Here is a 25,805-nt window from a genome sequence, read left to right as displayed (position 1 = left end):
GGGCCCGGGTTTTTCTGGTGTATTGGGGCAGCGTAATAATGACTGGGTGGTATATCGCTATTCCGATGTATTGTTGAAGAAAGCCGAAGCCATACTTAGAGGTGGCAACGGCCCCGTTGGAGATGCGTTGGTACTGATCAATGCTATAAGTACGGAGCGTGGGGCAAGCTTATTTACGTCGTTGACTTTGGACGGTTTGTTGGACGAACGTGCACGTTAGCTTTATTGGGAGGGGTGGCGTCGGAAGGATTTGATCCGTTTTGGTAAGTTCTTATTGGGATGGCTGGAAAAACCAGCCAATCTCGATGCTAAGACGTTGGTGTATCCGGATCCCAAACCCTCAAAAATCTGTCAATCCTAACCTAGAGCAAAATCCCGGTTATTGATTGTAAAATGAAAAGTCATTTGGAATATGACCAGATGGCTTTTCATTATAGGTTGTTTTGTTCAGGTAATGTATTCAGGACTATATGTCGATCACAATAATGATTTGTTACAGCCTCGGTTCTGAAAATCAAGAAGTCATAGTATGTTGATGAGTTCTACGGTCAAAAAAGAGAAGGCGACCAGAGAGGTCGCCTTCTCTTTTTTGAAGTAAATGATTTGCTTACTGTTCAGCTAGTGCTTTATTTATAACTTCTACAGTATGCGGTTGACTAGGTCTGGGCGCATAGTTGTTATACATGACCCCGTTTTTATCAATAATCATGTATCGTGGTATTCCCGATATGTTATAGCGTTTTGCAAATTCTCCGCCATGTCCATCAGGAGATATCACATGTACCCCATCTATACGATCTTCTTCTATAGCCTTGATCCAATTACTTTTGTTGTTGTCCATACTTACGAATAAGAAGACTACGTCACTATTTTCAAACTGATGGTGCAATGACGCGGCATGATTTTTCATTTCATACCGGCATGGTCCGCACCATGAGGCCCAAAAATCCAAGTAGATGACTTTACCCTTGAAATCACTTAGTTTATACGTTTTACCGTCTACTCCTTCCAGTTCAAAGTCAGGAGCAGCCTTTCCGACTTTCAACGTTTGATAGGTTTCATAGTGTTTATTCAGCGGGTTGCGGTAGTCAGGGTTTTGAGCTAGTGTTAGATAGCGAGTCATTAGTTTTCCCATCTTGTCTGCGTCTTTTTCCCAGACCAGTGCTAGTCGTATGACGTCCGCTACCGCAAACTCCCTGATCGGTCCGTCAAATATACGGTCAGCCGTATTCATATTACTGATTGAGGTTATTGGTTTATCCTTGTTTTGAGCATGCTTCACTATCAAATTGATAAGTCGCCAAGTGCCCATACTGCTCAAATGTGTTTCTTGGATAACAGGCAGTCTATCCATGAAGGCCAAATAGCGGTGATCAATAGCCTTGTTAGACTGTTGATTATTGTTGCGCGTGCTCGCATAAGTATATTTTTGAGCTGCCTGTAGGGCAATAATATTGATTCTCCTATTTTCGTAATAGGATTTAGTAATTCTATCCTCCTTGCCCTTCCAGTACGCAATTTCTGCTTCAGCAACACTATCCACAATGTTGAAGAAGCGTTCTATACCGACGGTAGTATCCTTTTTTAGGTCCTTCCAAAAATCTGGTTTGGCAAACACACTGTTGAACAGTCTTCCGGTTTCATTGTTACTCGCAGCCTCTTTGTCACCACCGAACACGACAGTCTTAAGATTATTAGCATCTATTTCGATAGATAAAGCTTGTCCGGGTTCTATAAACAGATCTTTTATGGTTGTCTTTGGCCCTCCGAATAATGAAAACTGCATAGCAACATTTTTCATGGGTACTTCGAGCTCGAAGTACCCATTTTCGTCCAATATGATATTTGTACGAGTGTTTCCAAAAAAATAGGCAGGGCTTTCAATACTTAGGACCAATGTGTCAGATAGTCTGTTCTTGACTTGACCGCTTAGTCTAGTCGATTGTTGGCCTATAGCCAACACATACGTCACTAAGAGGAATATGGTCGACAATAATGTTATCTTGTACATATTTAATAATTTGAAAATTTGAAAACTTTTTTAGTCCCATTCGGGGTTTTGCTCAAAACTAGGGATAACCGATCTATACTTGTCTATCTCTCCCTGAGGTATAGGGAATATATCCATTTTAGTCTCGTATACCCTATTTTCGATTAATACGGGAGTATATATTTTTCCGCCGTCTTTCACCTTGATGGAAATCCCCCATAGCTCTTTAGATTTTTCTTTCGCTATCCCCCAACGCCTTACATCCCAAAAACGGTGTTGTTCAAATGCTAACTCTACGCGACGTTCATTTACATAACGTTCCCAGGTTAATTGCCCTAGAGGTATTGGCGGCATTTTTACGCTTTTGCGATCCCTTATCATATTGATATATTTTAGCGCCTCGTTATGCTCTCCTAATTTGATTAGTGCTTCGGCATAATTTAGTAGTACTTCGGCGTAGCGTATTTCAATGACTGGAGAAAATGACCTTGCATCCCCGGTTCGTTGAAATTTAGGGAAGAAGTCAAAATCCATGAATTTGCGCAGATAATATCCCGTTTTAGTCGCATTTTCAGGCCTCATTGTGCGGTCTATTCCGTTGTCTTTGAGATCCAGACTTCGTTTTCCTCCTTTTCCATCAGACCATTCTGCTTCATCATATAGTACAGAAGCATAGAATCTGGGATCTCTATTTTGGTAAGGAGCAGATGCGTGTTCAGGGTTTGACCAATTAAAGGAAGTCGCCGTCTTTATTCCAGACTCCATTGTGACTACTTCATAGGCATCTACAGCTTGCTGTGATGGGGCCGAACTACCTCTCCCTCCTGTGGTTGGCGGTTGTATGTTGAAATCTAGCAGACTATAGTTTCCGGGTCCGTTTGTGTATAGTTTGTAAAAAATTAGCTCGTTGTTTTTTTCCAGAAAGAGCTTCTCGTAGTTATCGTTTAGTGTATAGTAATCTTTCTCAATAAGCACTTTTGCGGCATCCGCTACTCGCTGCCATTTCTGTCTATCATTAGTAGGGTTGTTCATAGGGCTAGCTGCATACATTAATACCCTTACTTTGAGTGCCATTGCTGCCCCTTTGGAGGCTCTAGCGGCAGCTGTTTTATTTGGTATGGGTAGCAGATCTGTAGCCTCGTCTAGGTCTTTTACGATCATTTCTACAGTCTGCTCGTAGGAAGCCCGGTCTACATATATATCCTCATTGATATTCTGTGGGTGTAGTATTAGTGGTATTCCGAGACCTTTACCACCATATTGCTTTAACAAGGTTTGGTAGTAAAATGCCCGCATGAACAACACTTCGCCCTTTAGTCTATCACGTTCGTCTCCGGCGGGGAGCTGTTCATAATTTTTTAAGAACAAGTTGGCATTACGTATTGCCTGATAACTACCGTTCCAGGTACTCAGGGTATTCGTCGTAGCGTCATAGTTGCCTTGCGTGATATAATTAGCTCTTGCTATTGGATTTGTCGTCTTGGCTTCGTCAGATGCAGCGTTTAGATTTAGGGGGTAGTTTGCCACATCTAGCGGTATGCTAAGGTATAGCGAATTAACAAAAGCTTCGGACAGGGCAATGTCCGAGAATAGATTATCTTCGGAATAAGACGCTGGTTTCAGGTCTAGAAAGTCACTTTTACATCCCGTAAAGGCCAGGGTGCTTGCCAGTGCTATATATATTATTTTTTTCATTTTTATTTCATTATTTGCAAATCACGGTCTTTTTAGTTTTAGCAATGATTGCCTCACAATAGTTCACTATAATTTTTTAAGCGAATCGTTTCAAGACTAGAAATTAATGTTAACACCTATATTAAACGTTTTTTGTAAGGGGTAGAATCCACCACTACTAAATACCCCCCTAAGTTCAGGGTCAAATGTTTTTAGTTTGTCCCAAGTGACTAGGTTTGTGCCGCTCACAAATACCCTGAAATAACTCATTTTTATTCTTTCCGTAATCTCTTTTGGCAGTGTGTATCCAACAGTCAGATTTTTGAGTCTTAGATAGCTGGCATCTCTGTACCAGTAGCTCGATCCCCTTTTATTATTATTACTACTGTAGAATAAGCGCGGATAGCTTCCATCGGTATTTTCTGGAGTCCAACGGTCTAGATGATGTTCATAGGCACTTCCTAGGGTCAATAGGCCGCTGGCAAAGGCCCACCCTGGATCTCCAGAAAGGTTTAATGAAGTTTTCTCTGCCCCTTGAAATAGAAAGCTCATGTCGAATGCTTTATAAGCTATATCTCCTGATATTCCGTACGTGATTTTGGGTTCGCTTGGATTACCTATGCGTGATAGGTCAAATGCATCTATTTTGTTGTCGGGTACACCATCCGGACCACTGATGTCTGCATATTTGATATCTCCAGGTTGCACCCGTCCAAAGGTCTGTTTAGGACTATTGGCTATTTCCTCATACGATTGAAATAAGCCTATGCTCTGGTAGCCAAATGCGAGGTAGTCTTGTGTTCGTCCTGATTTTACAAGGTTTGGATTAGCCTGATTTTCGGGCATATATTCAATCTTGCTTTTTGAGAAGCCAATATTTGGTCTAATACTATAGGAGAAATCTCCGCGCTTTAGTCTATGGCTCAACACAATTTCAAAACCTTCATTTCGTACAGTCGAATTATTCATCATCGGCAGTGATGCGCCAAATGTCGCAGGAAATGCCAAAGTGGGTTGTGCTAAGATATCTGTTGTCCGCTTTTTAAAATAATCAAATTCCAAACCCAACAATCCGTTCCATAATAAGGCTTCTACCCCTGCATTCGAGGTCGTCGCTTTTTCCCAGGTAATATCCGGATTTGACATCGCACTAGGTGTCAAGATAGACATAGCTTTATCTCCAAGATATATCTTGCTATAGCTCGTGTTGAATTGATCGAGGTAGGCAAATGAAGCATATATTCTGTCGTTTCCGAGCTGTCCCCATGAGGCTCTGACTTTCAATAGATCGACAAATGACCAAGCCGTATTGTTTTTGATGAAATTTTCTTCCGATATATTCCAGCCTGCGGCGAAAGAAGGGAAAAGCCCCCAGCGGCTATCCTTAGGAAAGTTGGATGAAGCATCATATCTAAAGTTTGCTTCCACAAGGTACTTTTTGTTGTAGCTATAGTTAAATCGTCCTACAAAACCTTGGCGTGCGGACTCTTCAAATCCGTTATTAATCTCCTGTCCTTCAGCTTCACCAGCAGACAGTTCTTCTACTGCGGTCGACAAGAAATTTCTTCTCGAAGCGTTCAGGCTTCTTGTATAGTCTTTCGATTGCGTAAATAGAAGGAGACCTTTTATATCGTGAGCACCGAAGAATCTTGCATAGTTTAGATGTAACTCACTCGTCACACTTTGGAATCTACTATTACCTTCATTTAGGTATGCGCTTCCGAATGTATTTTCTTTATAATACATTCCATCATCTGTGAAGAGTCTATAATTCTTTGACCAAGTCTTTTGATCGCCGTATGTTTTGTTAAAAGAGAACAAACCTTTGAGTGATAATCCGGGGACAAAGCTCAGTTGTTGTACTGCACTCAACGTACTGAACAGCGACATCTTATTACTCTGGTCATATCCTCTTTGGGTCGATAGATAAGGGTTATAACGGTCATTGGCCCCAGACACTACACCATACTTGCTAGGGTCACTTTGGTATCGGTTGGGGTACACTGGAGAAGCTTTGAGCATATCTCCGAATATAGTGTATGAGTATCCTGGAGGGCTATCCGTTTGTGTATATGTACCAGCCATATCTACAGATACCTTTAGTGTATTATTGACGTTAGCATCGATATTAGATCTTAAGTTATATCGCTTGAAGTTATAATTGTCGATATATCCTCCCTGATCGGTATGGCCTAGCGAAACAAAATAGTTGATATTCTTGCTGCCCCCGCGCAGCGACAGGTTGTGTTGTTGCTGTTGCGCCGTTGGTTTTAATATTTCTTTCAGCCAGTTCGTGTTCGCATAAATATCTGGATCGGATCCATCTCTGAATTTTTGGATATCCTCGTCCGAGTATATGGGTTTAAAACTGGCAGGTATATTCCCATTTTCATCTCGTGCATCATTTCTAAGAGCTTCGTTATACAGTGTTGCCCAGTCCCAGGAATTAAGAGGTTTAGGCATTCGGGTTGGCTTGTCAACGCCGTACAAAAAGTTATAGCTTAATGTTGGCTTTTCTTCCTTTCCCCTTTTTGTGGTTATCAAAATAACACCATTCGCCGCTCGGGCACCATATACTGCGGCCGCGGCTGCGTCCTTAAGTACCGATATGCTCTCAATGTCATTTGGATCTATTGAGGCAAATACATCTGTTTCTGTACGTCCCGAAGAGAAGTTCCGTTGCATTCCATCGATGATTATTAGCGGCGTATTTGTATGATATCCATCATTTATGGTATTCATCCCCCGCACATTAAAAGAAGCGCTGCTACCCGGTGTATTTCCATTTGGCCGTACGACATTTAGTCCAGAGTGACGACCTATTAGTGCGTCCGTGATGTTTGGAGTTCCGTTTTTTACGATATCCTTAGACTCTACCGTAGATACACTTCCGGTATAAGTCAACTTGTTGGCTGTACCGTAGCCGATCACTACCGTTTCGTCCAGCTCGGTAGTGACGTCCATCAGCGTGATTACGGGGATATCGTCAAGATCTTTAAGAGTCCATTCTTTTCCTTTATATCCCATGTGGGTTATTAGTAGGATATCACCAATATTAACCTCTTGCAGCTCGAACTCTCCATTCTCATTTGTCGAAGTTCCATTTTTAGTTGTCTTTACAATAACAGATGCCCCGGATACAGCCTTTCCAGATTGGTCTACCACCTTTCCTTTTATTGTTTTTGACACAGCGCTTTCGGTGTTTTTTCTGGGTACCACGATTACGGTTCTATTTTGGAGCACATAGTCAAACGGTTGGTCAGCTAAACACATATCCAGTACATCTTTAAGTGCGATGTTCCTAACGTCGATATGGATAGGTTTCGCACTTTTTATCAGGTTATTGGTGTAGACAAAGTCGTATCCACTTTGTTTTTTCACTTCTCTAAAAAGAGAGGTAATAGATATGCTTTCAGCTTGGATCGAAATTTTTTGTCCGTGCGCTGAATATCCTGCTTGCAAGAATGCAAACAATATCAATAGGCCGGTGATTTTGATTCGCATCATCCATTTATTTAAATTGGAATAGTCTCCAGGAGAGAGCTTTCCCTTGGTTAGTATTTTTTTGTACATTTGGTTAGGGTTTTATATCACTACAGCCATCGTTCTACCATATGCGATGGAGGCTTTTAGTGATATCATTTCGTTAAATACATTTTTCGAACATAATTTTTATTATGGAGCCCATTTTTTGGGCGGGAGTGTTCGCGCACTTCCTCCCAGCTTTAGTTCTCCAGTCTAGTTTCATGGCATTACATGTATCCTCCTTCCTTCGATTTTAAATTTAATTCCTTGTGTTTTTTCTAGTGCTTTTAATACCTCATCAATGCTTTTGGAGCGTTTTATGGTGCCTCCAAAACCTGGATCCGAAACATGGGGCGCATAGCTTATCTCTACATCGTACCAGCGGCTTATTTGCATCATAATCTCGTGAAGTGTTAAATTGTCAAAACTAAACTCCCCATTTTTCCACGCTACCATCTGTTGGGGTGACGGTAACGTCTTTATCTGCAGTTTCCCATTGTCGGATAACGCTTGTTGTCCAGGTTTTAGCAGTACCGATTTGTTAGCAGAGTGCACTCTTACTTTTCCCTCCAATAGCGTTGTCGCAATTTGCGCTTTATCTTCATAAGCAGTGATATTAAAGTGTGTACCCAATACCTCTACGTTCTGATTATTAGTTTCTACCACGAATGGGTGTTTTTTGTCCTTTGTTACTTCAAAATATGCTTCTCCCTTTAGTCTGACCGTTCGTTGACCATCGCGAAGGAGATTTGATGAAAAAGATAGGTTAGAAGCAGCATTCAGCCATACCTGAGATCCATCAGGTAGCTGTATACGATAAGTTTCCCCATTGTCTGTAGACAACGTGTTTATTCCTTCTGACCTATTGTTAAGGTCTACATCTCCTTCGACAATATAGGTTAGTTGCCCGTTATTACCTTTCTTTATCGATACACCTTTTTGTGTCGACAATTCGCCATTTTCCGATTCTGTAAGGTTTATTCGTGTCCCATCCGCCAACGTCAGTGTTGCGCCTGTCTTTCCTGGTGTGATCAGGCTATTTATAACCTTATCGTCAGATAATTTAGGCTCTTGTTCTTGGTGGTGCATCCATACCATTGTGGTCGATATGATTACAGCTAGGCAGGCTACTGCTGCAATACGGACTATTTTAAACACCTTCATCCTTACACTTATTGGTTGGTCATGAGCGATAATATACTCGAATAGTGCCTGTTGGTCTTTTTGATCAAGAATGGGAGCCAAAAGACTTTCTCGACTCCAGTCACCATCGATCATTCGAGACAGGACGTATTCATATTTTTCATCTATAACCACATTGTACCAATCATCTTGCTCTTCTATGCTCAATATACCTAGTAGATACTTTTGATATAAGTAGGCTATATATTTTTCTTCCATGTGTAGGTTTTGTATTTACTGTTTATTCAGAAAATTATTAACAGTTTTTAGGGAGTAGTCGTTTATAAGGGCGGGAGAGGGGCAATGTAAAAATGAAATATATTATAAGATGTTGTTTGTGAGTGTTTTATTTTTTTTTACAAACCCATTAAGATTAATAATACCGGGATGTCCATGCGTTTTTTCAAAAAAGCCCTGAGAAATTGTAGCGCCAGTTTCATGTGCCGATGTACTGTCCCGGGCGATATATTGAGTTGCAGTGCTACTTCTTCATACTTTAGTTCTTGCTGTTTGCAGAGTTGGTATACCAGTTTTTGTTGAGGAGGGAGTAGATCTATACCCTCTTCGATTATTCGTTTAGTTTCCTTCAGAATGACAGACTCTTCGGTTTCGTTATGTATTTCATTCGAATCATGTACAGCTATATTAGCTGCTTTTCGTCCTGTTTCTATTCGCCTCAGTTGGTCTATAGCTCTTCTTTTAGCTAACGTTTTTAGGTACGCATCAAGGTTTTGTATGGTTGTACTTTTTTCGCCCATTAGCCATATTGATAGCATTATTTCCTGAGCTACTTCTTGTGCTATAGCCTTAGATTTCAGGATGTGGTAGGCAAATGTGTATAATTTAGGAAAATAAGAGACGTATATTTTTTCAAATGCCTGTTGATCACCTTTAGCTATTCTTGCTAACAGCAAGCATTCATTATTTATAATAGTTGGTGCCATTTTGTGCTTAAATATCTCAAAGGAAGAATTCCGAAAATTAGCTAGCCTTCCATAAAACAGATTATACTTTTATAATATAGGGGATAAAAATATACAAAATTTTAGAGAATAGCGTGTTTTAGTGCCGTTTGAATATTGAAGTTTAGCTATCTACCTCTTTCTCCAATCCCACATTTAATAGTTTCTCGCGCTAGACTTATTGAGGCAAATGGTGCGCTAAAAATAAATTTAAGCGTGCATAATTCTTTATTCGAGTTCAGTTCGTTATAAGTATATACAGTACAGCTCGAGCCTTATTGGATGTGACATAATCAACGAAACCCACTTGATTTACTCCCTCTGTGTATCCGTCTAATGTAGCGATAAGATTTTTGTCGCTTGGAAATCATACTTTGAGAGTTCTTTCAACGACGGTATCATCTGCGGTGGGGCGAGTGGTCTACACCAACTATCACATCTATGGGGATGGTACCAACAAATTGATCATTCAGGCCATCTGATGTATCGTTTGTATCAGTTGGTGTATCGGCCGGGATGTCTGCCTAGTGTCTATTGTTTGTTTATCCTACTTGACCCTATTCGTGCTAAGTAGTTTTTCAAGTCTGCTTTATATTGTTCGTTCTCCTGTTGTAGGCTACGTAATTATGTTTTGAAAGGAGTGGTAACGTAATTGATACGTGTATTAATAGCAGACGAATTTGAAAATATCTAATTTAGCTTCTGGTTACCATGTAATCAATTACTAAATTTTAAGATGAACAGAACATTTTTAACAATGATGCTAGCCTTACCACTGTCGGTGTTAGCACAGCAAGGGAGCTTTAAAATCGAAGCTCAGGTAAAGAAATCAAATGACAATGCGAAAGCGTATTTATCTTACCGTACAGGTAATGGTATGACACAGGATAGCGTTGTTGTAAAAGGGGGCAAATTTTCTTTTGCAGGAACAGTAGAAGGTCCTACGCCGATGACGATTACTTACGTGCCAACCGGCAAGTTGGATCGTCGCGCACAAAATGCGGATTCGTACAGCTTATACATCGATAAAGGCACTGCAAAATTATTGGCTACTGATTCGATAAAGAATGCAACCGTTTCAGGATCACCACTTAGTGTTGAATACGCACAATATGCAAAATCATTAGAGCGCTCTACCCAAGGTTTGGCCGCTCTGGATAGAGAGTGGTATGGCGCTACAGATGAACAACGTAAAGACGGTAAATTGGCCGAAAAATTGAGAGGTATGGCTGCTCCATTGATGGAAGAGAAGAAGCGTGCGCAGAAAGATTATTTAACTAAAAACCCGACCTCTTATTTTGCATTGTTGGCATTACAGGATCTATCTGGTTCGCAGCTTGATGTCAATTTTGCTGAACCCGCTTTTAATAAATTGAGTGCTGAGGTGAAGAGTACCCCTGCAGGAGAGGCATTTAGTAAACGTATTATTGCCGCAAAAACCACTGCAGTAGGTGCCATTGCTCCTGATTTTACACAAAATGATGTAAACGACAAGCCAGTGAAATTATCAGACTTCAGGGGGAAATATGTGTTGCTTGATTTTTGGGCATCATGGTGTGGCCCTTGCCGTCACGAAAATCCAAATGTAGTAGAGGCATACCATAAGTTTAAAGACAAAAACTTTACGGTATTGGGAGTTTCTTTGGATAATCCGGGTAAAAAAGATAATTGGTTGAAAGCTATCGCTGATGATAAATTGGAGTGGACAAATGTAAGTGATTTACAAGGATGGAAAAATGCGGCTTCAACTTTGTACGGTGTTCGTGGAATTCCGCAGAACTATTTGATCGGTCCTGATGGTAAAATTGTAGCAAGCAACTTGAGAGGCGAAGAGCTTCACAAGAAATTAGCGGAGTTGTTAAAATAAGGAACTTGATTCCGATAATCGAAAGAATAGGCTGGTCATATGATCAGCCTATTTTTTTTGGCACCTAAGTATGTCTAGAAATGTTCTTTAAGAAAGGGTGACTGCCTTATAGCGGTCAGATTTTCTAAAAGTATAGGTTTGACAAGAAAATCGATAACCATCGGGTAGCTTTCTGCTCTTTTTCTGTCTTTAGGATCTATGGAGGAGGTGATAATGACAACGAAGGTGTTTTTCGCACCTTGTTCGTGTAATTTTTCTAGCACCTTCCAGCCATCTACTAACGGCATATTGAGGTCTAGAAAGACGAGCGAAGCCTCGGATGCGCTTTGTCTGTCTTGCCACCATTCTAAAAATTGAGGTCCTCCATGAAGACCTATTGGAGCGTTGGAAATTGCTGCTTCTTTGAGCAGTATCTCCATTAGGAAATGAAATATTTTATCATCATCAACTATAGCGGTGGTTAGTTTCATGGCTTTTAATTACTTATTATCTTAACATTTCTTCGGGGGCGGTCTTCTTGATAATATCATGAATCACCAAATCCAGTTCTTTAGCGGAGTGGTTAAGTGCATCAAGTAGAGTGGTCTCGGAAGGTCCTTCATTATATTCTTGTTTCAAATATTGTACAAGAGCAAGTATCCGTGCTAAGGGAGCACGGACGAGATGGGATTGCGCAAAAGCAATATCTCTCAAGTTGTTGTGCTGGTTTTCAATCTGGTCAATGTAGGCAAGTTTTTCAGTGATGTCTTTTGCGACGCCCCGCATGCCTACGCAGATATCTTCAACAATAATTGGTTTCCCAATCAATAAAAGCCATCGCTCATTACCGTTTGCTGTGATAATGGACAGGACAGTCTTAAACATCGTTTTGTTTTCGATCGCCTCGTCGACAGATTTGTAAAAACTTGCTTCTTCCTCTTCACAATGATAAAATTGTCTAGCGGACTCGATGCTGGGCTGAAAATCATGAGATATCTCCAGGATATCCTTAAATCCCGTAGACCATTCCATTGTATTTTGTTCACTATTCAACCACCAATTGCCGTATTGTGCTGAGGCCTGAGACTCGTTGTAAAGTTCTTCTTGGATGACTTGTTGTGTTACATCAGTAAGTGAGCGTACAATATACTCGATATTGCCCTCGGTGTCGAATATGGGCAGGTGATGTATTTCATAATGCCTAATATTTAAGAAGGTGGTATGGGTATTGAGCGGGGCTACGAGTTTTCGAACGCCTAGATTTATGGCTTTTTGTTCCTTCAATACCGATTCGAAGCTGTCTGACCATATTTCGGGATAGATATAAGGACTGATCGGGAAAAGTTCAAAGAACTCTTTTCCGATAATATCTTTTATATTTAATGTGCAAAGTCTTGAGTACGCATCATTCGCATCAACGATTTCGAAGCCATTGTTATTGACCTTTAGGATAACAGACGGACACGGAATTGATTTAAAGAATTGAACGTAATTAAAATTGCTCTCCATTCTAATTTCCAGTTAAAAAAAATACATCCCTTCTGCGTATGGATCAATTGATAATCACTACAGGGGATACATAAATAAAGCCGATAAAGTAATCTTTGATCAGCCTAATGTTTTTCATAGTTGGTCCATCATTATGAACCGGTGGGGTACCCACAAAGAGAAGTGAAAATTGACCTCTCTATAAAATGCAGTTAAATATAGGTGATTAATGTGAAAATTAGCGACTCTTTTTGTGTTCTAAGTGAAAAAAAGTGACAATCAAAGCGATAGATCGGTATGGAAATATACATCATATTGCCATTAAAAACAATAGCCCCTGCCGGTTGAAAAGAGGCTATTGTCGTATGGAACTGGTGCTAAGCAGCTACGCTGCTGTCTTTTTTCTGAAGTAGAAACTTATAGATGATACCTGCTACAACGGCGCCCAATATCGGTGCCACCCAGAACAGCCACAACTGGGATAAAGCTTCACCGCCAACAAAAAGAGCCTGTGACGTACTACGGGCTGGGTTGACCGATGTATTGGTGATCGGAATGGAGATCAAATGAATCAAGGTTAAAGCAAGACCGATGGCTATACCTGCAAATTTACCGTTTGCCCATTTGTCCGTTGCGCCAAGAATGATGATCAAAAAGAATGCGGTAAGCAAAAACTCGGCTAAGAATGCGGCTACCATGCTGTAGCTCCTACCGTAATAGCCGGGCATGTCGTAAAAATTGGTGGCGAAAGCGCCAGGGCCATCTGTAGAAAATGCGCCTGCACCATTTAGAATGGTATAAAGACATGCTGCGGCTGCTACAGCGCCCAATAGCTGAGCGATGATATAAGGAACTAGTTCACTGGCTGAAAATCGACCGCCTATCCATAATCCAACGGAGACAGCAGGATTAAAGTGTCCTCCCGAAATGTGTCCGACTGCATAGGCCATGGTAAGGACGGTGAGGCCGAAGGCGAGAGAAACACCGAGCAAGCCTATCCCAATATCCGGAACTCCAGCTGCGAAAACGGCGCTGCCACAGCCGCCGAAGACTAACCAAAATGTGCCGAAAAATTCGGCGAATAGTTTTTTTGTCATGATTTTAAGTTTTATAATTTTTGATTCATTAGTAGCTGTTTTTTTGCCAAATTTCTCTTAGTGTTATTTGAGAGGGTATTTTGGAAAAAAAACCTAAACTAAAGTTATAAAAAAAATAACTAGATATACTGTAGGATTGCCGCTACAAAAATCGAAGTGGTTTTGTGAAAGTGATTTCTACGTGGTTCCAATGTTCTTTTTATACGATCAGGAAAGGAATTTGCCTTTGATTAGGAATTTATTTTTTTACGATCGATTTATCGTTTGTCACAAAAACGGCTGTTTTTTTTGTTGATACACAGGTGTTTCTATAGGTGTCGACCATCAGGTCGACACCTGCTTTAGTCTTCGTCCTTTTTCAATTCGTCTAGAACAGTTTTTATCTGTTTAGTATAAGGCGTATAGAAGTATTTGGTCCAGGCTAATACACCTAACGTAACTAGAATTGTGGTAATGAATGCTATAAGTAGAAAGGCTTTTTTTACAGACTCTGGCATATTAGAGAGGTCTTGTCCTTCTGCTAAAAGACGACTGTACGTATACACAGAGGCCCATACAAGCACGAAAGGAATCAATAGAAATCCGAAGGAATGATAGCGCTCAATATTTAGCTTGAATTCGTAATAGATCTCGTTGAGATTATCTTTGGTATCTGCCGTATAATGGCTGATTCGTTTGTAAAATAAACGAAAAATGTTCAAATAATATATGGAAACGATCAATACGACAGTGTAGGCCGTATAGTATATAAGGTAAGTGCTTGGGTGTATCTCAAATAACTGCGGGGCAAAGGCCATAAATATAATGGCTGCGATCTGCATATACCATTCATTTCTCATGTTGCGCTTTAGTTTATCCAAAGGATGTTGGGCTTGGCGTAGCTGTTTGATGTGTGTGGGTATATTTACATCTTGGGGGCTCTCTGCGTTCCAAGCCGATTTTAGTTCATCAAGATTCATAATTAAATTTCTTTATTATATGTTGTAGTTTTTCTTTCGTTCGGTTGAGTTTCACGCGTACATTACCCTCACTAATTCCTAGCTGGGTACCGGTTTCTCGGTGGGAGAGCCCTTCCATGAAATAGAAGATTAAAGCTTTTTCTATCGGATTTAATTGCTGTACTGCTGTATAGAAGATCTCAAGCTGTTTATCTTTTTTACTGTCGTACGATTCATTTTCGGGTTCTTCGGCTTGCGCGTAGTTATACCTATCCCTACGGCGTTTGTCTTTCTTGAAGTAAGTGATGGCGGTATTAATAGCTACACGATACATCCAGGTAGAGAAGGCTGCATCTCCTTTGAAATTGGAATAGGATTTCCACAGTTGTGCAATGATTTCCTGATGGAGATCTTCACGATCCTCTTTGTTGTCCATATACATACGGGCTACTTTGTGAAGGATACTCTTGTGCTCTTCCAGGCGGTTTAAGAATAGTTTTTCGTTTAATTGGTTCACAGTCTGACGATAGTTATAGTGTGCGGTATGTTACCTGGTTTATGTTATGACAGCGCATGCCTTGCCGTGGGCAAGATACCTTGCATGTGCAGAAGTTTATTTGCATAGAAGAAATTATTATTTGTTTTATCATTATGCTGTTAAGATTAATCTGTGATCTGTACAGTAAGTCTGTTGTACTCACAATTTGTTACAAAAAAATAATTTTTTAGTAAAGGTGAATTAATAATTTGTTGATTACGAAAAAATCGTATATTTACTTTTAAACCGTAATTATATGAGAAGAATTCTGTTTTTTAGCTTCATGGTGCTGTGGGCTACACTATCTAAAGCACAAGAGAAGCCTTTGGCAAAAGTGCATTATATCTTTAAACATGTGAACGACACGACCCAGCGAGATAAACATGTCAGGGACGAAGTAGTGACTTACCTGGGCGAAAAGGATTCCTATTATACCAGCTACTCGGCCACACGTATGCAAGAGGATGTCAAGACGCAGATAGAAGATCCCGTTTTTGATGGACAGCTTGTCATTATAAATAGAACAACAGCTATTAAAGAATCTTATATTATCAAACCAACAGAACAACAGTTGATCGAGATAGCGAGGGTGGCTTCGGATGAATTTATCCTGTCAGGAGTGTATCCAGAGCAAGAATGGGAGATATTTGAAGAATCTCAAGAAGTAGGAGGGTACAACTGCCAGAAGGCAACCACGAAATTTAAGGGCCGTAATTATACGGCTTGGTTTACCACGGACATTCCTTTTTCCGCAGGCCCCTGGAAGCTGCATGGTTTACCTGGCTTAATACTATCTGCTAAAGATGATAAAGGAGAAGTCGAGTTTACCTATGCCGGTTTTGATAAACTGGAAGCGGAAACTACTATTCGGATAGCGCCTTCTGCAAAGGCAATTCCATCTACAGCCGTGGAGGTAGAAAAGTTGGAAAAGGCGTTCCGAGCGAATCCAAGTGCTTACATGGATTCTAGAAGTGGTCGTAGCAATATGATCTCGGTAGGTTCAAATGGTGTTGCAGTAGGACGTGCCGCTAAAGGGGGATCAAACCCGGCGATGGATGTCTCAAAGATTAAGTCGATGTCAGTTAAGAATGATGATAGTTATAAACCTTCGAAAACAACAAATAACCCGATTGAACTGACTCCTTAAGTATGTTGATAAGACTAGCCGTTTTCTTCCTTTTTATATGCACAGCTTTTGAAACTTTGGCGCAGCAATCTACTATCCAAGGGGTATTGGTCGATAAGAACTCGCAGGAACCACTGAAAGCCATTACCGTATTACTTAAATCCTCGGAGCATAAGATAATTGCTTTTAAAGCATCGGATAAAGAGGGTAATTTCGTGCTGACCACGAGCAGAGATATAGCAGAAGCTTATCTGGAAATCAATCATCTTGGCTACAAAAAGAAGTCTGTCCCCTTGGGCCCTGTGCAGAAGTTGCGGATAGAGCTGGAACAGGCTTCTATACGTTTGGAAGACGTGGATGTAAAGAGCAGACCTCGTGTACATCGTATCGGTGATACGTTGGCTTATAATGTGTCGTCTTTTGCGAAGGAGGAAGATCGATCCATAGGGGATGTATTAAAACGAATGCCCGGCGTAGAGGTCTCGGAATCGGGACAAATAAAATACCAAGGCAAGTCGATCTCTAATTTTTATATCGATGGAGACGATCTTCTGGATGACCGCTATGCGATAGGTTCAAAAACAATACCGCATAAAATGGTGCAGGATGTACAGGTGCTCAATAACCATGAGCATAAAAAGGTGCTTAAAAACAAACGATATACGGATGAGGTAGCGCTTAACCTCGTGATTAAAGATGATGCAAAGCTTAAGCTGACCGGTCAGGTCAAATTGGGTGGAGGATTACCAAAGCAATACGACGGGGAGGTTAATGCAATCTTATTCAATAAGAAGCATAAACTTCTGAATGTATTGCAGGGTAATAATATCGGAAACGACCTAAGTGGGGGATTCTCTGGTTTTAACAAACAGACTGTTCTATCTAGTATGGGGACTTCTGCCGTGAATAACCTTCTATCTTTAGGAACAGTGGGGGCGCCTCCCTTGGCGAAATCGAATTATTTTATGAACAATTCGGTCGCGCTGGATGCAAATAATTTAGTGAACTTGAAAAAGGACTGGCAGTTAAAATCGAACATTCAGCTGTTGCGGGACAGGAATACACTGGAATATGCTGGAAATACATCCTACAATACCGGAGAGAACGTTTATTCCTTTGATGAAAGACAGGCTACTTCCATTAAGGAATGGCTGGGGGCGTTAAGACTGAATATGAATAAGAATGCTTCTAATGCTTATATCAGTAATGCATTGTCGCTAGAGTACGAACAAGAGGATGGATCGGCCGATATCTATAGTAACAATGGGTTGATAAATGTAAGACGGGAACACGAGATTAAAGGATTTTCGAATCAGTTGGAATATGTTCCTGTACTTAAGAATGGGGATATCATTCAGGTCAATTGGTATTTTAGCTATGCGAATAAACCACAGATACTGTCATTGAATCCAGGTGTTTTTCCAGACATTTTTAATGCGGGAGTACCGTATAATGAAACACTGCAACGGTTAAAGGTACCTACTCTTTTTACACAGGCTACTGTGGGATATAGACTCCCAAAAGGAAGGATAGGACAGTATTATAGCGCTGGGTTGTCTATTGAAGATCAAAAGCTGAGCTCTGTGATAGCCGTATCTACGGCCGGGAAGGTGGTTGATGTGGATATAGACTCTTCGCAAAATGATATGCATTGGCTCCGATCGTCGCTTTTCGTTCGTGCAGAATACGAATGGCGTATGAATCGATTTTCCTCCCGATTGTCGCTTCCATTGTCTTTGCAGCGGACGGGTTATAGTGACCCATATTTTGGCCTGGACCAGACCCAAAACAAGCTTCTTTTTAATCCTGCATTTGACGCAAAGTATATCGTCAGGCGGGAGGATGAGCTGAGTTTTTCGTACCAAAGAGGGAATAGTTTTGGCAATATAGAAAATGTGTACCGTGGATTGATTCTAAGAAATTATAGAACGTTGGCAAGTAATAGTGGTGGGATTAATGAAAATAGAAGTAATAATCTGGGATTGAACTATAAGCTTTCTAAGACAGTGAAGTTGTTGTTTGTAAATTTCGGGATAAACTACAGCAACTCTTTATCCACTACGATGCTATCCAATGAGATTAATGATGATATTACACAGACAGAATTGATTGCTCAGGAAAACAAAGTTAACTCCTATAATGCGAGTCTTGGTGTAGATAAATATATATTTCCATTGGCGAGTACGGTTAAACTTGGTTTCAGTTGGAGCTTGACAGATTATAATCAACTTTTTAACAAGGAGCTGCTTCCTTTTCAAAATATAGCCTACAACCTGACTCCATCTATGGAAGCCCGGTTATGGAAGTCGGTTAATTTATCCTACAGAAGTCAGCTATCATGGAATACGACCCGACAGCTGGAAGGAGCTGATGGACTGGACCGGAATACGTTTAGTCTATCGCAGAATATGGGGTTCCCTATTACAATGTATCGCGTATTTCATTTCAATGTGAGTGCCCGTCATCTATATACCCGTCAACCTGGATTGAAGAATATCAGCTATGTGTTTTTTGATACTTTTGTCCGATATAGGCATAAAAAGTGGAACACAGATTTTGAATTGAACCTTTCTAATATCGGGAATATTAAAAAGTTTGAAACCTATACCATCTCGGCAAATATGCAAGCACAGAACAGTTACGACTTGCGGGGAAGAATGGCTGTGCTGAGGGCCGTGTTTAATTTTAAATAGCTTTATCCGTTATATTGTTGCCTATTCGTTAATATTTGTTGCATATGCCGATTGGCCCAGTTGCTGATCGTATCGATTAATGGAAGTAATTCTTGTCCCAAGGGAGTCAGGTTATACTCTACTCTAGGAGGAATGACTGGATAAACTTCACGCGAAATAAGACCATCGGCTTCCAGTTTACGCAGTGATACCGTCAACATTTTTTCGGAGATGTCGCCAATCTGCTTGTGAATCTCATTGAATCTCATGGTGCCTGTCTCACCGAGAACCAAAATAACCAATATGGTCCATTTGTCGGAAAGTCGATCGAGGACATTGCGTACAGGACAGGAGCTCGCATCTGAAAAATTATTCATACTTATCAAAAATTATTGTGCTGATAATCAGTAATGCTAACCTCTAGGTAAGTGAATTACGAAGAGCTAAGTTCTTGTATATCTATAGCTTACTTTTTACCTTTGACTTACCAAAAGTAAGTATAAAAAATTAAAATATAACAACTATGTATTTAATAACAGGGGTAACAGGGCATTTGGGAAATGCTGCGGCAGAAGCTTTTTTGCAACAGGAAGGAGCAAGCAAACTAACGGTATTAAGTAGGAATCATGAAAAAGCAAAATCATGGGCCGAAAGAGGAGTGGAGGTAAAAATTGGAGATTATAATGACTATAAATCCTTGGTTAATGCTTTTAAAGGCGTTGAAAAGCTTCTTTTTGTTTCTTCTAGTGATTTGGAGAATAGAGCGTCACATCATCAAAATGTGATCGCGGCAGCCAAGGCGGCCAAAGTAAATCATGTGATTTTTACAAGTTTTCAATACCAATCTACAGCTGGAGATTCGCCCAATGGGTTGATGCCTGTTTATAAGACTACGGAGGATCTGTTGATCGCGAGTGGCTTGACCTACACTATTCTACGCAATGGTATATATATGGATATGTTGCCTGATATTATCGGTCCTGCTATCCGGGAAGGAAAAGTCCTCTTTGCCCCAGCGGGTGATACCCCCGTGGCCTTTACATCCCGTAACGACTTAGCGCAAGCGGCGGCAAACGTATTAGTAAATGATGGATTTGAGAATAGAATAATAGATCTGGTGAATGGTCAACGTGTTTGCTTTCAGGAGATCGCTGATCAATTGGGCGATGTTCTCAAATTGAAGATAATGTATTTGAATGTCTCGGATACAGAATACCAGCAGGCATTGCTCGATGCTGGTTTGCCGCCGATCGTTGTAGGTCTCTTTGTTGGAATATTAAAAAGTATAAAGGCAGGAGAGTTTGATAAGACGGGAATGGATCTCGAAGCTATTTTAGGTAGAACTCCTTTACAGGTTAAAAACTTCCTTGAGGCGTATTATGCGTAGCTATTAAAAAAGTCATCCCGCTATAGCGGGATGACTTTTTTAATAGCTAAATCTTGTCTAGCTCCTCGCGAATGAATTGTAATTCATCCTGTGATAGATTAACCTGGAAAGCTTTTGCATTTTCAATAGCTTGTGTTGCATTACGTGCTCCTGCTAAAACTACTGTAATAGCAGGCTGTAGGCTAGTCCATCGTAATACAAGTTGGGATAACGATGCTTGCTTCTCTTTGGCCAATGGTGCGATTTGATCGAGGAAGGACTTGACTTTTGCCAGATCAAAGTTTTTGAAATATTGGTTGCGATGATCTCCCTCTTGTAGGGTGAGCTTATTAAAGTATTTACCGGTGAGTAGACCTCTTTCCATAGGGCTATATGCAATGATACTTAGATTATTTTCCTGAGCATAAGGTACTAGTTCTTGTTCTATGCCTCTGTTAAGCATGCTGTAAGGTACTTGATTGCTTACAATGTCTAAGGTGTGACGCGCCTCTTTGACTTGGTCTGTCGTATAGTTGCTCACACCGGCTGCACGGATCTTGCCTTGTTGAATTAGTGTTTCTAAGGCTTCCATCGTTTCGTCTATTGGTGTGGTGACATCGGGCCAGTGAATTTGCATCAGATCGATATAATCTGTACCTAGCCTTTTCAAGCTGGCTTCGGTTTCTTTGATGACGCTCTCTTTGCCGGCATATTTGTAAATATCTATGGGAAGCCCTTCATTATTTTTGCTGTGCATTGCCAATATACCCTTGGGTTGCTCAAGGTCCCATCGCATACCGAATTTGGTAAGTAATTGTACTTTGTCACGGGGTATGCCTTTAATGGCTTCGCCAACGATCTCCTCGCTAACTCCCTGACCATATATCGGAGCCGTGTCAATGGAGGTAACACCTTCGTGGTAGGATGCTTTAATGGCTTCGATGGCTTCTTTACGATCTGTACTGCCCCACATCCAGCCGCCGGCGGCCCAAGCCCCGAAAGTAATTACGGATACGTCTATATCTGAGTTGCCTAATTTTCTGAATTCCATGTTTTTCTAGTGATTTGAGGTGTTGTGTGCATTATTATACCTATAAAGATAAACAAAATGGGAAGTATCTTATTCTGTTTGTTTGATAAAGAGTACCTTTGCCGAAAATTTTCTGATAATGCAGTTACGAAAGAACCTTATTTTAATAATAGCCTCTGTGGCCACTTTTGTGGAAGCGTTGGATATTGCGATTATAAATTTGACTATTCCATCTATCCAGGAGCAGTTTCACATTGGGGTAGAACAGGCCCAATGGCTACAGACTTTGTATGTCCTTCTTTTTGGAGGATTCTTGATCATCGGAGGAAGGATGTCGGATCAGAAGGGACGTAAGAAGGTCTTTCTTTGGGGAGGTTTGGTATTTATGCTAACCTCGCTGGGAGCAGGGCTGTCGACTTCTTTTGAATCATTGGCTATTTTTCGCGCTTTGCAGGGCTTGGGTGCCGCATTTATTATGCCTGCATCTTCGTCCATTATAACAAACACCTTTAGGGAGACGCAGGAGCGTAATCGAGCGATCGGAGTTTTCAGCTCTTTCGCTGCAATAGGATCGGGAAGTGGACTGTCCATAGGAGGGTTATTAAGTACATACCTGAGTTGGCACTGGGTATTTTTGATCAATGTCCCTATTTTGGCCGTTACGCTTTTGCTGGCTTACTTTTACATACCGAAGGATGAAGCTTCTGCAGATTCACAGCGTACGGATACCTTGTCCGGAATTTTGCTGGTGCTGGGGTTGCTAAGCCTTGCTTACGGTTCGCATCAATTGCCAGATTTCAAAGAGACCCCAACAATCGTTATCGGTTCTATTTTGATAGGGCTCCTTTTATTGGGGATCGTTATTTATAGGTTAAAGACCGTGTCAGAACCCTTGATAAAGCTCAGTTTATTTAACCACCCTTCTGTGGTGATCTCCAATTTGGTGTTCTTTATTCAAGGAGCTTTCTTTATTGGCTTTTTATTCTTGATTTCTTTGATGTTACAAAGTGATATGGGACATACAGCTGCCTCGGCAGGTCTGATGTTGGTGCCGTTTAGCGTGCTTTCGGCACTTATTGCCAAATTCGTACTTCCGTCGGTCTCTAAGCGTGTTAATTCTGCTCAGATGGGCGTATTGGGTTGGTCTTTCTTGCTTGTAGGTGCGATTGTGTTGTGGGGAGCTCTTTATTTGGGGCATCCATTGTCCATGGTATTGATCGGTGCAGCCTGTATTTCGGGTGTTGGAATTACTTTTTGTTTTACAAGCATGGCTGTATTGAGTATACGTGATGTAGATCCTTCCAATTACGGCGTAGTTTCCAGCTTGACGAGTACCAGTTATTTTTTGGGTGGAGGTATCGGACTGTCGTTTATGACAGTACTGAATGAGTTGCTTCCCTCAGAATGGGCCGTAGGGAATCTGAGTTTGGGACTCTTATTTTTGTACGCGCTTGCAAGTGTAGTTATATTAGTGTATATATCGCGATCGGAGCAAAAGACAGCCATTGCTGCTTAAGTAACTATCATAAAAGCCGGTCTAGACCGGCTTTTATGATAATTGAACTAGGCTTTTCGTCTAATGTTTGGCAAGAATCCGGTAACTATTCCGATCAGTGGTAGAAACGCACAGATGGAGAATACGTATTCAATACTTGTGTGGTCGGCAAGCCAGCCTAAGACGGCCGAACCTATGCCTCCCATTCCAAAAGCAAAACCGAAGAAAAGTCCGGCAATCATACCTACTTTGCCGGGGATAAGATCTGTGGCATAAACAAGGATCGCAGAAAAAGCGGAAGAAATGATCAAACCGATAATACCAGCTAATACAACAGTCGGTAACAGGCCTACATGGGGGAGTAATAATGTGAAAGGAGCAGCACCCAATATAGATATCCAGATAATCAATTTACGTCCGTATTTGTCACCTAATGGACCACCCAAGATCGTTCCTGCTGCGACAGACGCTAAAAATACAAATAGGTAGATCTGTGAATGTTGAACACTGACATCAAATTTTTCGATGAGATAGAACGTAAAGTAGCTCGTCATGGACGCCATGTAGAAGTATTTTGAAAAGATGAGTACTAACAGAATGATAATGGAGATGATAACAGTGCGCTTTGGTAATGCCTGTTGTGGAGCTGTGTTTATAATTCCACTTGTAGTTGCTGTCTTGACAATAACATTCTGTTGATACCAATTGCCCACGATAGTCAATATAAACATACCTAATACAGCGAGGGTGCCGAACCAGCCGATATAGGTTTGCCCCATCGGTATTACAATTAAGGCTGCAAGTAATGGGCCTATGGCACTGCCTGTATTTCCACCCACCTGAAAGATGGACTGAGCCAGTCCTTTGCGGCCGCCCGAGGCTAGGTGTGCTACACGTGAAGCCTCCGGATGAAATACGGATGATCCGATACCTAAAAGACTTACTGAGGTAAGAATAAGGTAGAAATTGGACGCGTAGGCAAGGCATATTAATCCAGACAATGAAAAAATCATACCGATGGCTAATGATCTTGGATTTGGTTTCTTATCTGTATATGCTCCGACAAAGGGTTGAAGCACGGATGCGGTCAATTGAAAGATTAACGTAATAATTCCGATTTGCGTAAATGATAGTGCGTAGTTGTCCTTGAGCAACGGGTATACGGAAGGGACGACCGATTGCATTAGGTCATTGAGTAGATGCGAAAAGCTGATGGCAAATAGTATAGGATATACGGTTTTGTTTGCGGATAAAGTGGACATAAGATAGTATAAGAAAACATCAGGTCATCTGATGAATTAGGGTAAAAAGATTAAATTCTTCCAATTATTTTAATAGCGATTTTTGTTGCCTTGATAGCGTCTTTATTGCTGATTGCTTGCAATAGGTCTTCGTGAATCTTTTGTGACTCGACAAATGTAGCGGTATCATTATAGAGGGTCAGGAAGAATTTGCTGACGTGTACGGACATTGTTTTGTAGAGCTCATGTAGAATGGTATTGCCACAACTTTCTGCAACAGTGATATGAAAGTCTACGTCTGCATGGATACAATGCAGCATATCTCCATTTTCGGCATACTGTTTTCGCTCTTCCAGCTTTCTTTTCATTTTCTGTAAATGTGCTTCCGTTCTGTTTGTGGCGGCTTTCTCTACGATTTTTAATTCCAACAGTTGTCGAACCTCAAATATCTCTGTAAAGTTAGCGCGTTCAATTTTCTCGTCTAGAACATTATTGCTACTATGACTGACAACAAAGGTGCCGAGTCCCTGCTGCACGTTGACAAAACCTAGTTGAGATAGGAATTTGATAGCCTCACGGATAGTAGAGCGGCCCACACCAAATTTTTGCATAAGCTCCGGTTCTGTAGGAAGCTTTTCGTTAATAGCAAATGCCCCGCTTTCAATGCTATGTTTAAGGCTGTCTGAGACTTCTTGTGCTAGAGATTTTTTTTGTATCATCATATCATCTGATGAATACAAAGATATAAAAATGAATCTTAAAACAAAGCCGAATTGCCGAAAGCTTTTTCTAAATCGACTATTTAGTTTTTGTTTTCATAATTATTGCTCGAGTGCTCATTGGAGTCTTCATGCGGGAAGAGTTTGTGATGGTCTTTTAATCCAAAGCTAAGTGTGCTCCAGCTCTGTCGGTATAATATCTGTAGGAAGGCAAAAATCATGGCCGTAGACCAACCGATCAACATAATTCCATTTACAGCTTCTAAGCCCGCCAAAATACGCCATTCCGAATTGATTGTTATATCACCATAGCCAATTGTCGTAAATGTGATTAGCGAAAAATAGATGGCTTGTTCAAAGCTGCTAAGATCGGAGATATAAGGATTGAAATAATAGGCTGCGGCCCAAAGGGTGCATTGGGAGGCGTGTAGGAGCGTAAGATAGGACACAAGGTAGACCAACATCCAAAGCGTGGGGTATATGGTCTTGGTGCGTTCCATTTGCCGCAGGTATTGTGGAATAAAAATACGGAAGAAGTAAATTGTCGAGAATGCCTGTACAATGACATTTATAGTGATAATTACTAGTCCCGTAAAGATTACTGTTAGCATAATATTATATGACTAAAATTTCAAGAGAGACAAAACTGATCTCGATTTATTTTGCCGAGACAAATATTACAAATATAGTAACTAGGAAGGAAATAGGTTGTATTGCTTTTTTTTGGGGACAATAAAAAAAGCGACTTTATTAAAAGTCGCTTTTTAGTAGCCCGTAGGGGAATCGAACCCCTGTTTCCAGAATGAAAATCTGGCGTCCTAACCCCTAGACGAACGGGCCCTTTTGCTTTGGTGATGCAAATATAGACGCTTTTATCTATTATCCAAAATATTTTTTATCCAAATATTGTAATGCA

21 protein-coding genes and 1 tRNA gene are annotated in these 25,805 nt (G+C 40.8%); 6 read left to right on the top strand and 16 right to left on the bottom strand.

What is annotated here, in order from left to right:
• Nucleotides 1-46 precede the first annotated feature (46 nt).
• Nucleotides 47-220 (top strand): RagB/SusD family nutrient uptake outer membrane protein, encoded by a 174-nt coding sequence (locus tag G7B20_RS19445; RefSeq protein ID WP_240465991.1) that lies wholly within the window; start codon nucleotides 47-49, stop codon nucleotides 218-220.
• Between the two features lie 387 nt (nucleotides 221-607).
• Here the strand turns inward: G7B20_RS19445 and G7B20_RS19670 are convergent, their stop codons facing one another.
• The 5 genes from G7B20_RS19670 to G7B20_RS07760 all read right to left on the bottom strand — a co-directional run bounded on the left by G7B20_RS19670 (nucleotide 608) and on the right by G7B20_RS07760 (nucleotide 9,315).
• The gene (locus tag G7B20_RS19670; RefSeq protein WP_317164282.1) at nucleotides 608-2,011 is read right to left on the bottom strand and encodes a TlpA family protein disulfide reductase; all 1,404 of its coding nucleotides are present in this window, start codon (nucleotides 2,009-2,011) and stop codon (nucleotides 608-610) included.
• Nucleotides 2,012-2,041: 30 nt separating this feature from the next.
• The gene (locus tag G7B20_RS07775) at nucleotides 2,042-3,685 is read right to left on the bottom strand and encodes a RagB/SusD family nutrient uptake outer membrane protein (protein WP_164109929.1); all 1,644 of its coding nucleotides are present in this window, start codon (nucleotides 3,683-3,685) and stop codon (nucleotides 2,042-2,044) included.
• A gap of 96 nt (nucleotides 3,686-3,781) precedes the next feature.
• On the bottom strand, nucleotides 3,782-7,237 hold the full coding sequence (locus G7B20_RS07770) for a TonB-dependent receptor (protein WP_164109927.1): 3,456 nt from the start codon (nucleotides 7,235-7,237) through the stop codon (nucleotides 3,782-3,784).
• Nucleotides 7,238-7,408: 171 nt separating this feature from the next.
• Nucleotides 7,409-8,590, bottom strand: a complete 1,182-nt coding sequence (locus G7B20_RS07765) for a FecR family protein (RefSeq protein WP_164109925.1) — start codon at nucleotides 8,588-8,590, stop codon at nucleotides 7,409-7,411.
• A 137-nt stretch (nucleotides 8,591-8,727) separates the two neighbouring features.
• A complete protein-coding gene (locus G7B20_RS07760) occupies nucleotides 8,728-9,315 on the bottom strand; it encodes an RNA polymerase sigma factor (protein ID WP_164109923.1) in 588 nt (195 codons plus the stop codon).
• Between the two features lie 754 nt (nucleotides 9,316-10,069).
• Between G7B20_RS07760 and G7B20_RS07755 the strand changes: the two genes are divergently transcribed.
• Nucleotides 10,070-11,200, top strand: coding sequence for a TlpA disulfide reductase family protein (locus G7B20_RS07755; protein ID WP_164109921.1), 1,131 nt, complete (start codon nucleotides 10,070-10,072; stop codon nucleotides 11,198-11,200).
• A gap of 74 nt (nucleotides 11,201-11,274) precedes the next feature.
• On the opposite strand, the gene G7B20_RS07750 is transcribed toward G7B20_RS07755, so the two are convergent.
• The 5 genes from G7B20_RS07750 to G7B20_RS07730 all read right to left on the bottom strand — a co-directional run bounded on the left by G7B20_RS07750 (nucleotide 11,275) and on the right by G7B20_RS07730 (nucleotide 15,219).
• Nucleotides 11,275-11,670 (bottom strand): response regulator, encoded by a 396-nt coding sequence (locus G7B20_RS07750; RefSeq protein WP_164109919.1) that lies wholly within the window; start codon nucleotides 11,668-11,670, stop codon nucleotides 11,275-11,277.
• Nucleotides 11,671-11,686: 16 nt separating this feature from the next.
• Nucleotides 11,687-12,688, bottom strand: a complete 1,002-nt coding sequence (locus tag G7B20_RS07745) for a PAS domain-containing protein (protein ID WP_164109917.1) — start codon at nucleotides 12,686-12,688, stop codon at nucleotides 11,687-11,689.
• A gap of 356 nt (nucleotides 12,689-13,044) precedes the next feature.
• Complete coding sequence (gene aqpZ / locus G7B20_RS07740; RefSeq protein WP_164109915.1) at nucleotides 13,045-13,764, bottom strand: aquaporin Z; 720 nt, start codon at nucleotides 13,762-13,764, stop codon at nucleotides 13,045-13,047.
• 341 nt (nucleotides 13,765-14,105) lie between these two features.
• The gene (locus G7B20_RS07735) at nucleotides 14,106-14,723 is read right to left on the bottom strand and encodes a hypothetical protein (protein WP_164109913.1); all 618 of its coding nucleotides are present in this window, start codon (nucleotides 14,721-14,723) and stop codon (nucleotides 14,106-14,108) included.
• Nucleotides 14,713-15,219 carry an RNA polymerase sigma factor gene (locus G7B20_RS07730; protein WP_164109910.1) on the bottom strand — a complete coding sequence of 169 codons (507 nt, stop codon included), beginning with the start codon at nucleotides 15,217-15,219 and terminating at the stop codon, nucleotides 14,713-14,715. The genes G7B20_RS07735 and G7B20_RS07730 overlap by 11 nt, the downstream gene beginning before the upstream one ends.
• A gap of 277 nt (nucleotides 15,220-15,496) precedes the next feature.
• Between G7B20_RS07730 and G7B20_RS07725 the strand changes: the two genes are divergently transcribed.
• A complete protein-coding gene (locus G7B20_RS07725) occupies nucleotides 15,497-16,387 on the top strand; it encodes a GLPGLI family protein (RefSeq protein ID WP_164109909.1) in 891 nt (296 codons plus the stop codon).
• Between the two features lie 2 nt (nucleotides 16,388-16,389).
• On the top strand, nucleotides 16,390-19,059 hold the full coding sequence (locus G7B20_RS07720) for a carboxypeptidase-like regulatory domain-containing protein (protein WP_164109907.1): 2,670 nt from the start codon (nucleotides 16,390-16,392) through the stop codon (nucleotides 19,057-19,059).
• Between the two features lie 2 nt (nucleotides 19,060-19,061).
• Here G7B20_RS07720 and G7B20_RS07715 read toward each other — a convergent pair whose 3' ends face one another.
• Nucleotides 19,062-19,415, bottom strand: a complete 354-nt coding sequence (locus tag G7B20_RS07715) for a winged helix-turn-helix transcriptional regulator (RefSeq protein WP_164109905.1) — start codon at nucleotides 19,413-19,415, stop codon at nucleotides 19,062-19,064.
• A 146-nt stretch (nucleotides 19,416-19,561) separates the two neighbouring features.
• On the opposite strand from G7B20_RS07715, the gene G7B20_RS07710 reads away from it, so the two are divergent.
• The gene (locus G7B20_RS07710) at nucleotides 19,562-20,425 is read left to right on the top strand and encodes an SDR family oxidoreductase (RefSeq protein WP_164109903.1); all 864 of its coding nucleotides are present in this window, start codon (nucleotides 19,562-19,564) and stop codon (nucleotides 20,423-20,425) included.
• Nucleotides 20,426-20,471: 46 nt separating this feature from the next.
• Here G7B20_RS07710 and G7B20_RS07705 read toward each other — a convergent pair whose 3' ends face one another.
• A complete protein-coding gene (locus G7B20_RS07705; RefSeq protein WP_164109900.1) occupies nucleotides 20,472-21,455 on the bottom strand; it encodes an aldo/keto reductase in 984 nt (327 codons plus the stop codon).
• A gap of 118 nt (nucleotides 21,456-21,573) precedes the next feature.
• On the opposite strand from G7B20_RS07705, the gene G7B20_RS07700 reads away from it, so the two are divergent.
• A complete protein-coding gene (locus tag G7B20_RS07700; RefSeq protein WP_164109898.1) occupies nucleotides 21,574-22,950 on the top strand; it encodes an MFS transporter in 1,377 nt (458 codons plus the stop codon).
• A 47-nt stretch (nucleotides 22,951-22,997) separates the two neighbouring features.
• On the opposite strand, the gene G7B20_RS07695 is transcribed toward G7B20_RS07700, so the two are convergent.
• The 4 genes from G7B20_RS07695 to G7B20_RS07680 all read right to left on the bottom strand — a co-directional run bounded on the left by G7B20_RS07695 (nucleotide 22,998) and on the right by G7B20_RS07680 (nucleotide 25,729).
• Nucleotides 22,998-24,191 (bottom strand): MFS transporter, encoded by a 1,194-nt coding sequence (locus G7B20_RS07695; protein ID WP_164109896.1) that lies wholly within the window; start codon nucleotides 24,189-24,191, stop codon nucleotides 22,998-23,000.
• Between the two features lie 50 nt (nucleotides 24,192-24,241).
• Nucleotides 24,242-24,892, bottom strand: a complete 651-nt coding sequence (locus G7B20_RS07690; RefSeq protein ID WP_240452833.1) for a FadR/GntR family transcriptional regulator — start codon at nucleotides 24,890-24,892, stop codon at nucleotides 24,242-24,244.
• Between the two features lie 80 nt (nucleotides 24,893-24,972).
• The gene (locus tag G7B20_RS07685; protein ID WP_164109894.1) at nucleotides 24,973-25,500 is read right to left on the bottom strand and encodes a potassium channel family protein; all 528 of its coding nucleotides are present in this window, start codon (nucleotides 25,498-25,500) and stop codon (nucleotides 24,973-24,975) included.
• 157 nt (nucleotides 25,501-25,657) lie between these two features.
• Nucleotides 25,658-25,729 (bottom strand) — tRNA-Glu (locus G7B20_RS07680).
• Between the last annotated feature and the right edge of the window lie 76 nt (nucleotides 25,730-25,805).

This window comes from Sphingobacterium sp. xlx-96 (assembly GCF_011007365.1).
GTDB lineage: Bacteria > Bacteroidota > Bacteroidia > Sphingobacteriales > Sphingobacteriaceae > Sphingobacterium > Sphingobacterium luzhongxinii.
The sequence above is the reverse complement of the archived record's forward strand: the minus strand, read 5'-3'. Positions and strand labels throughout refer to the sequence as shown.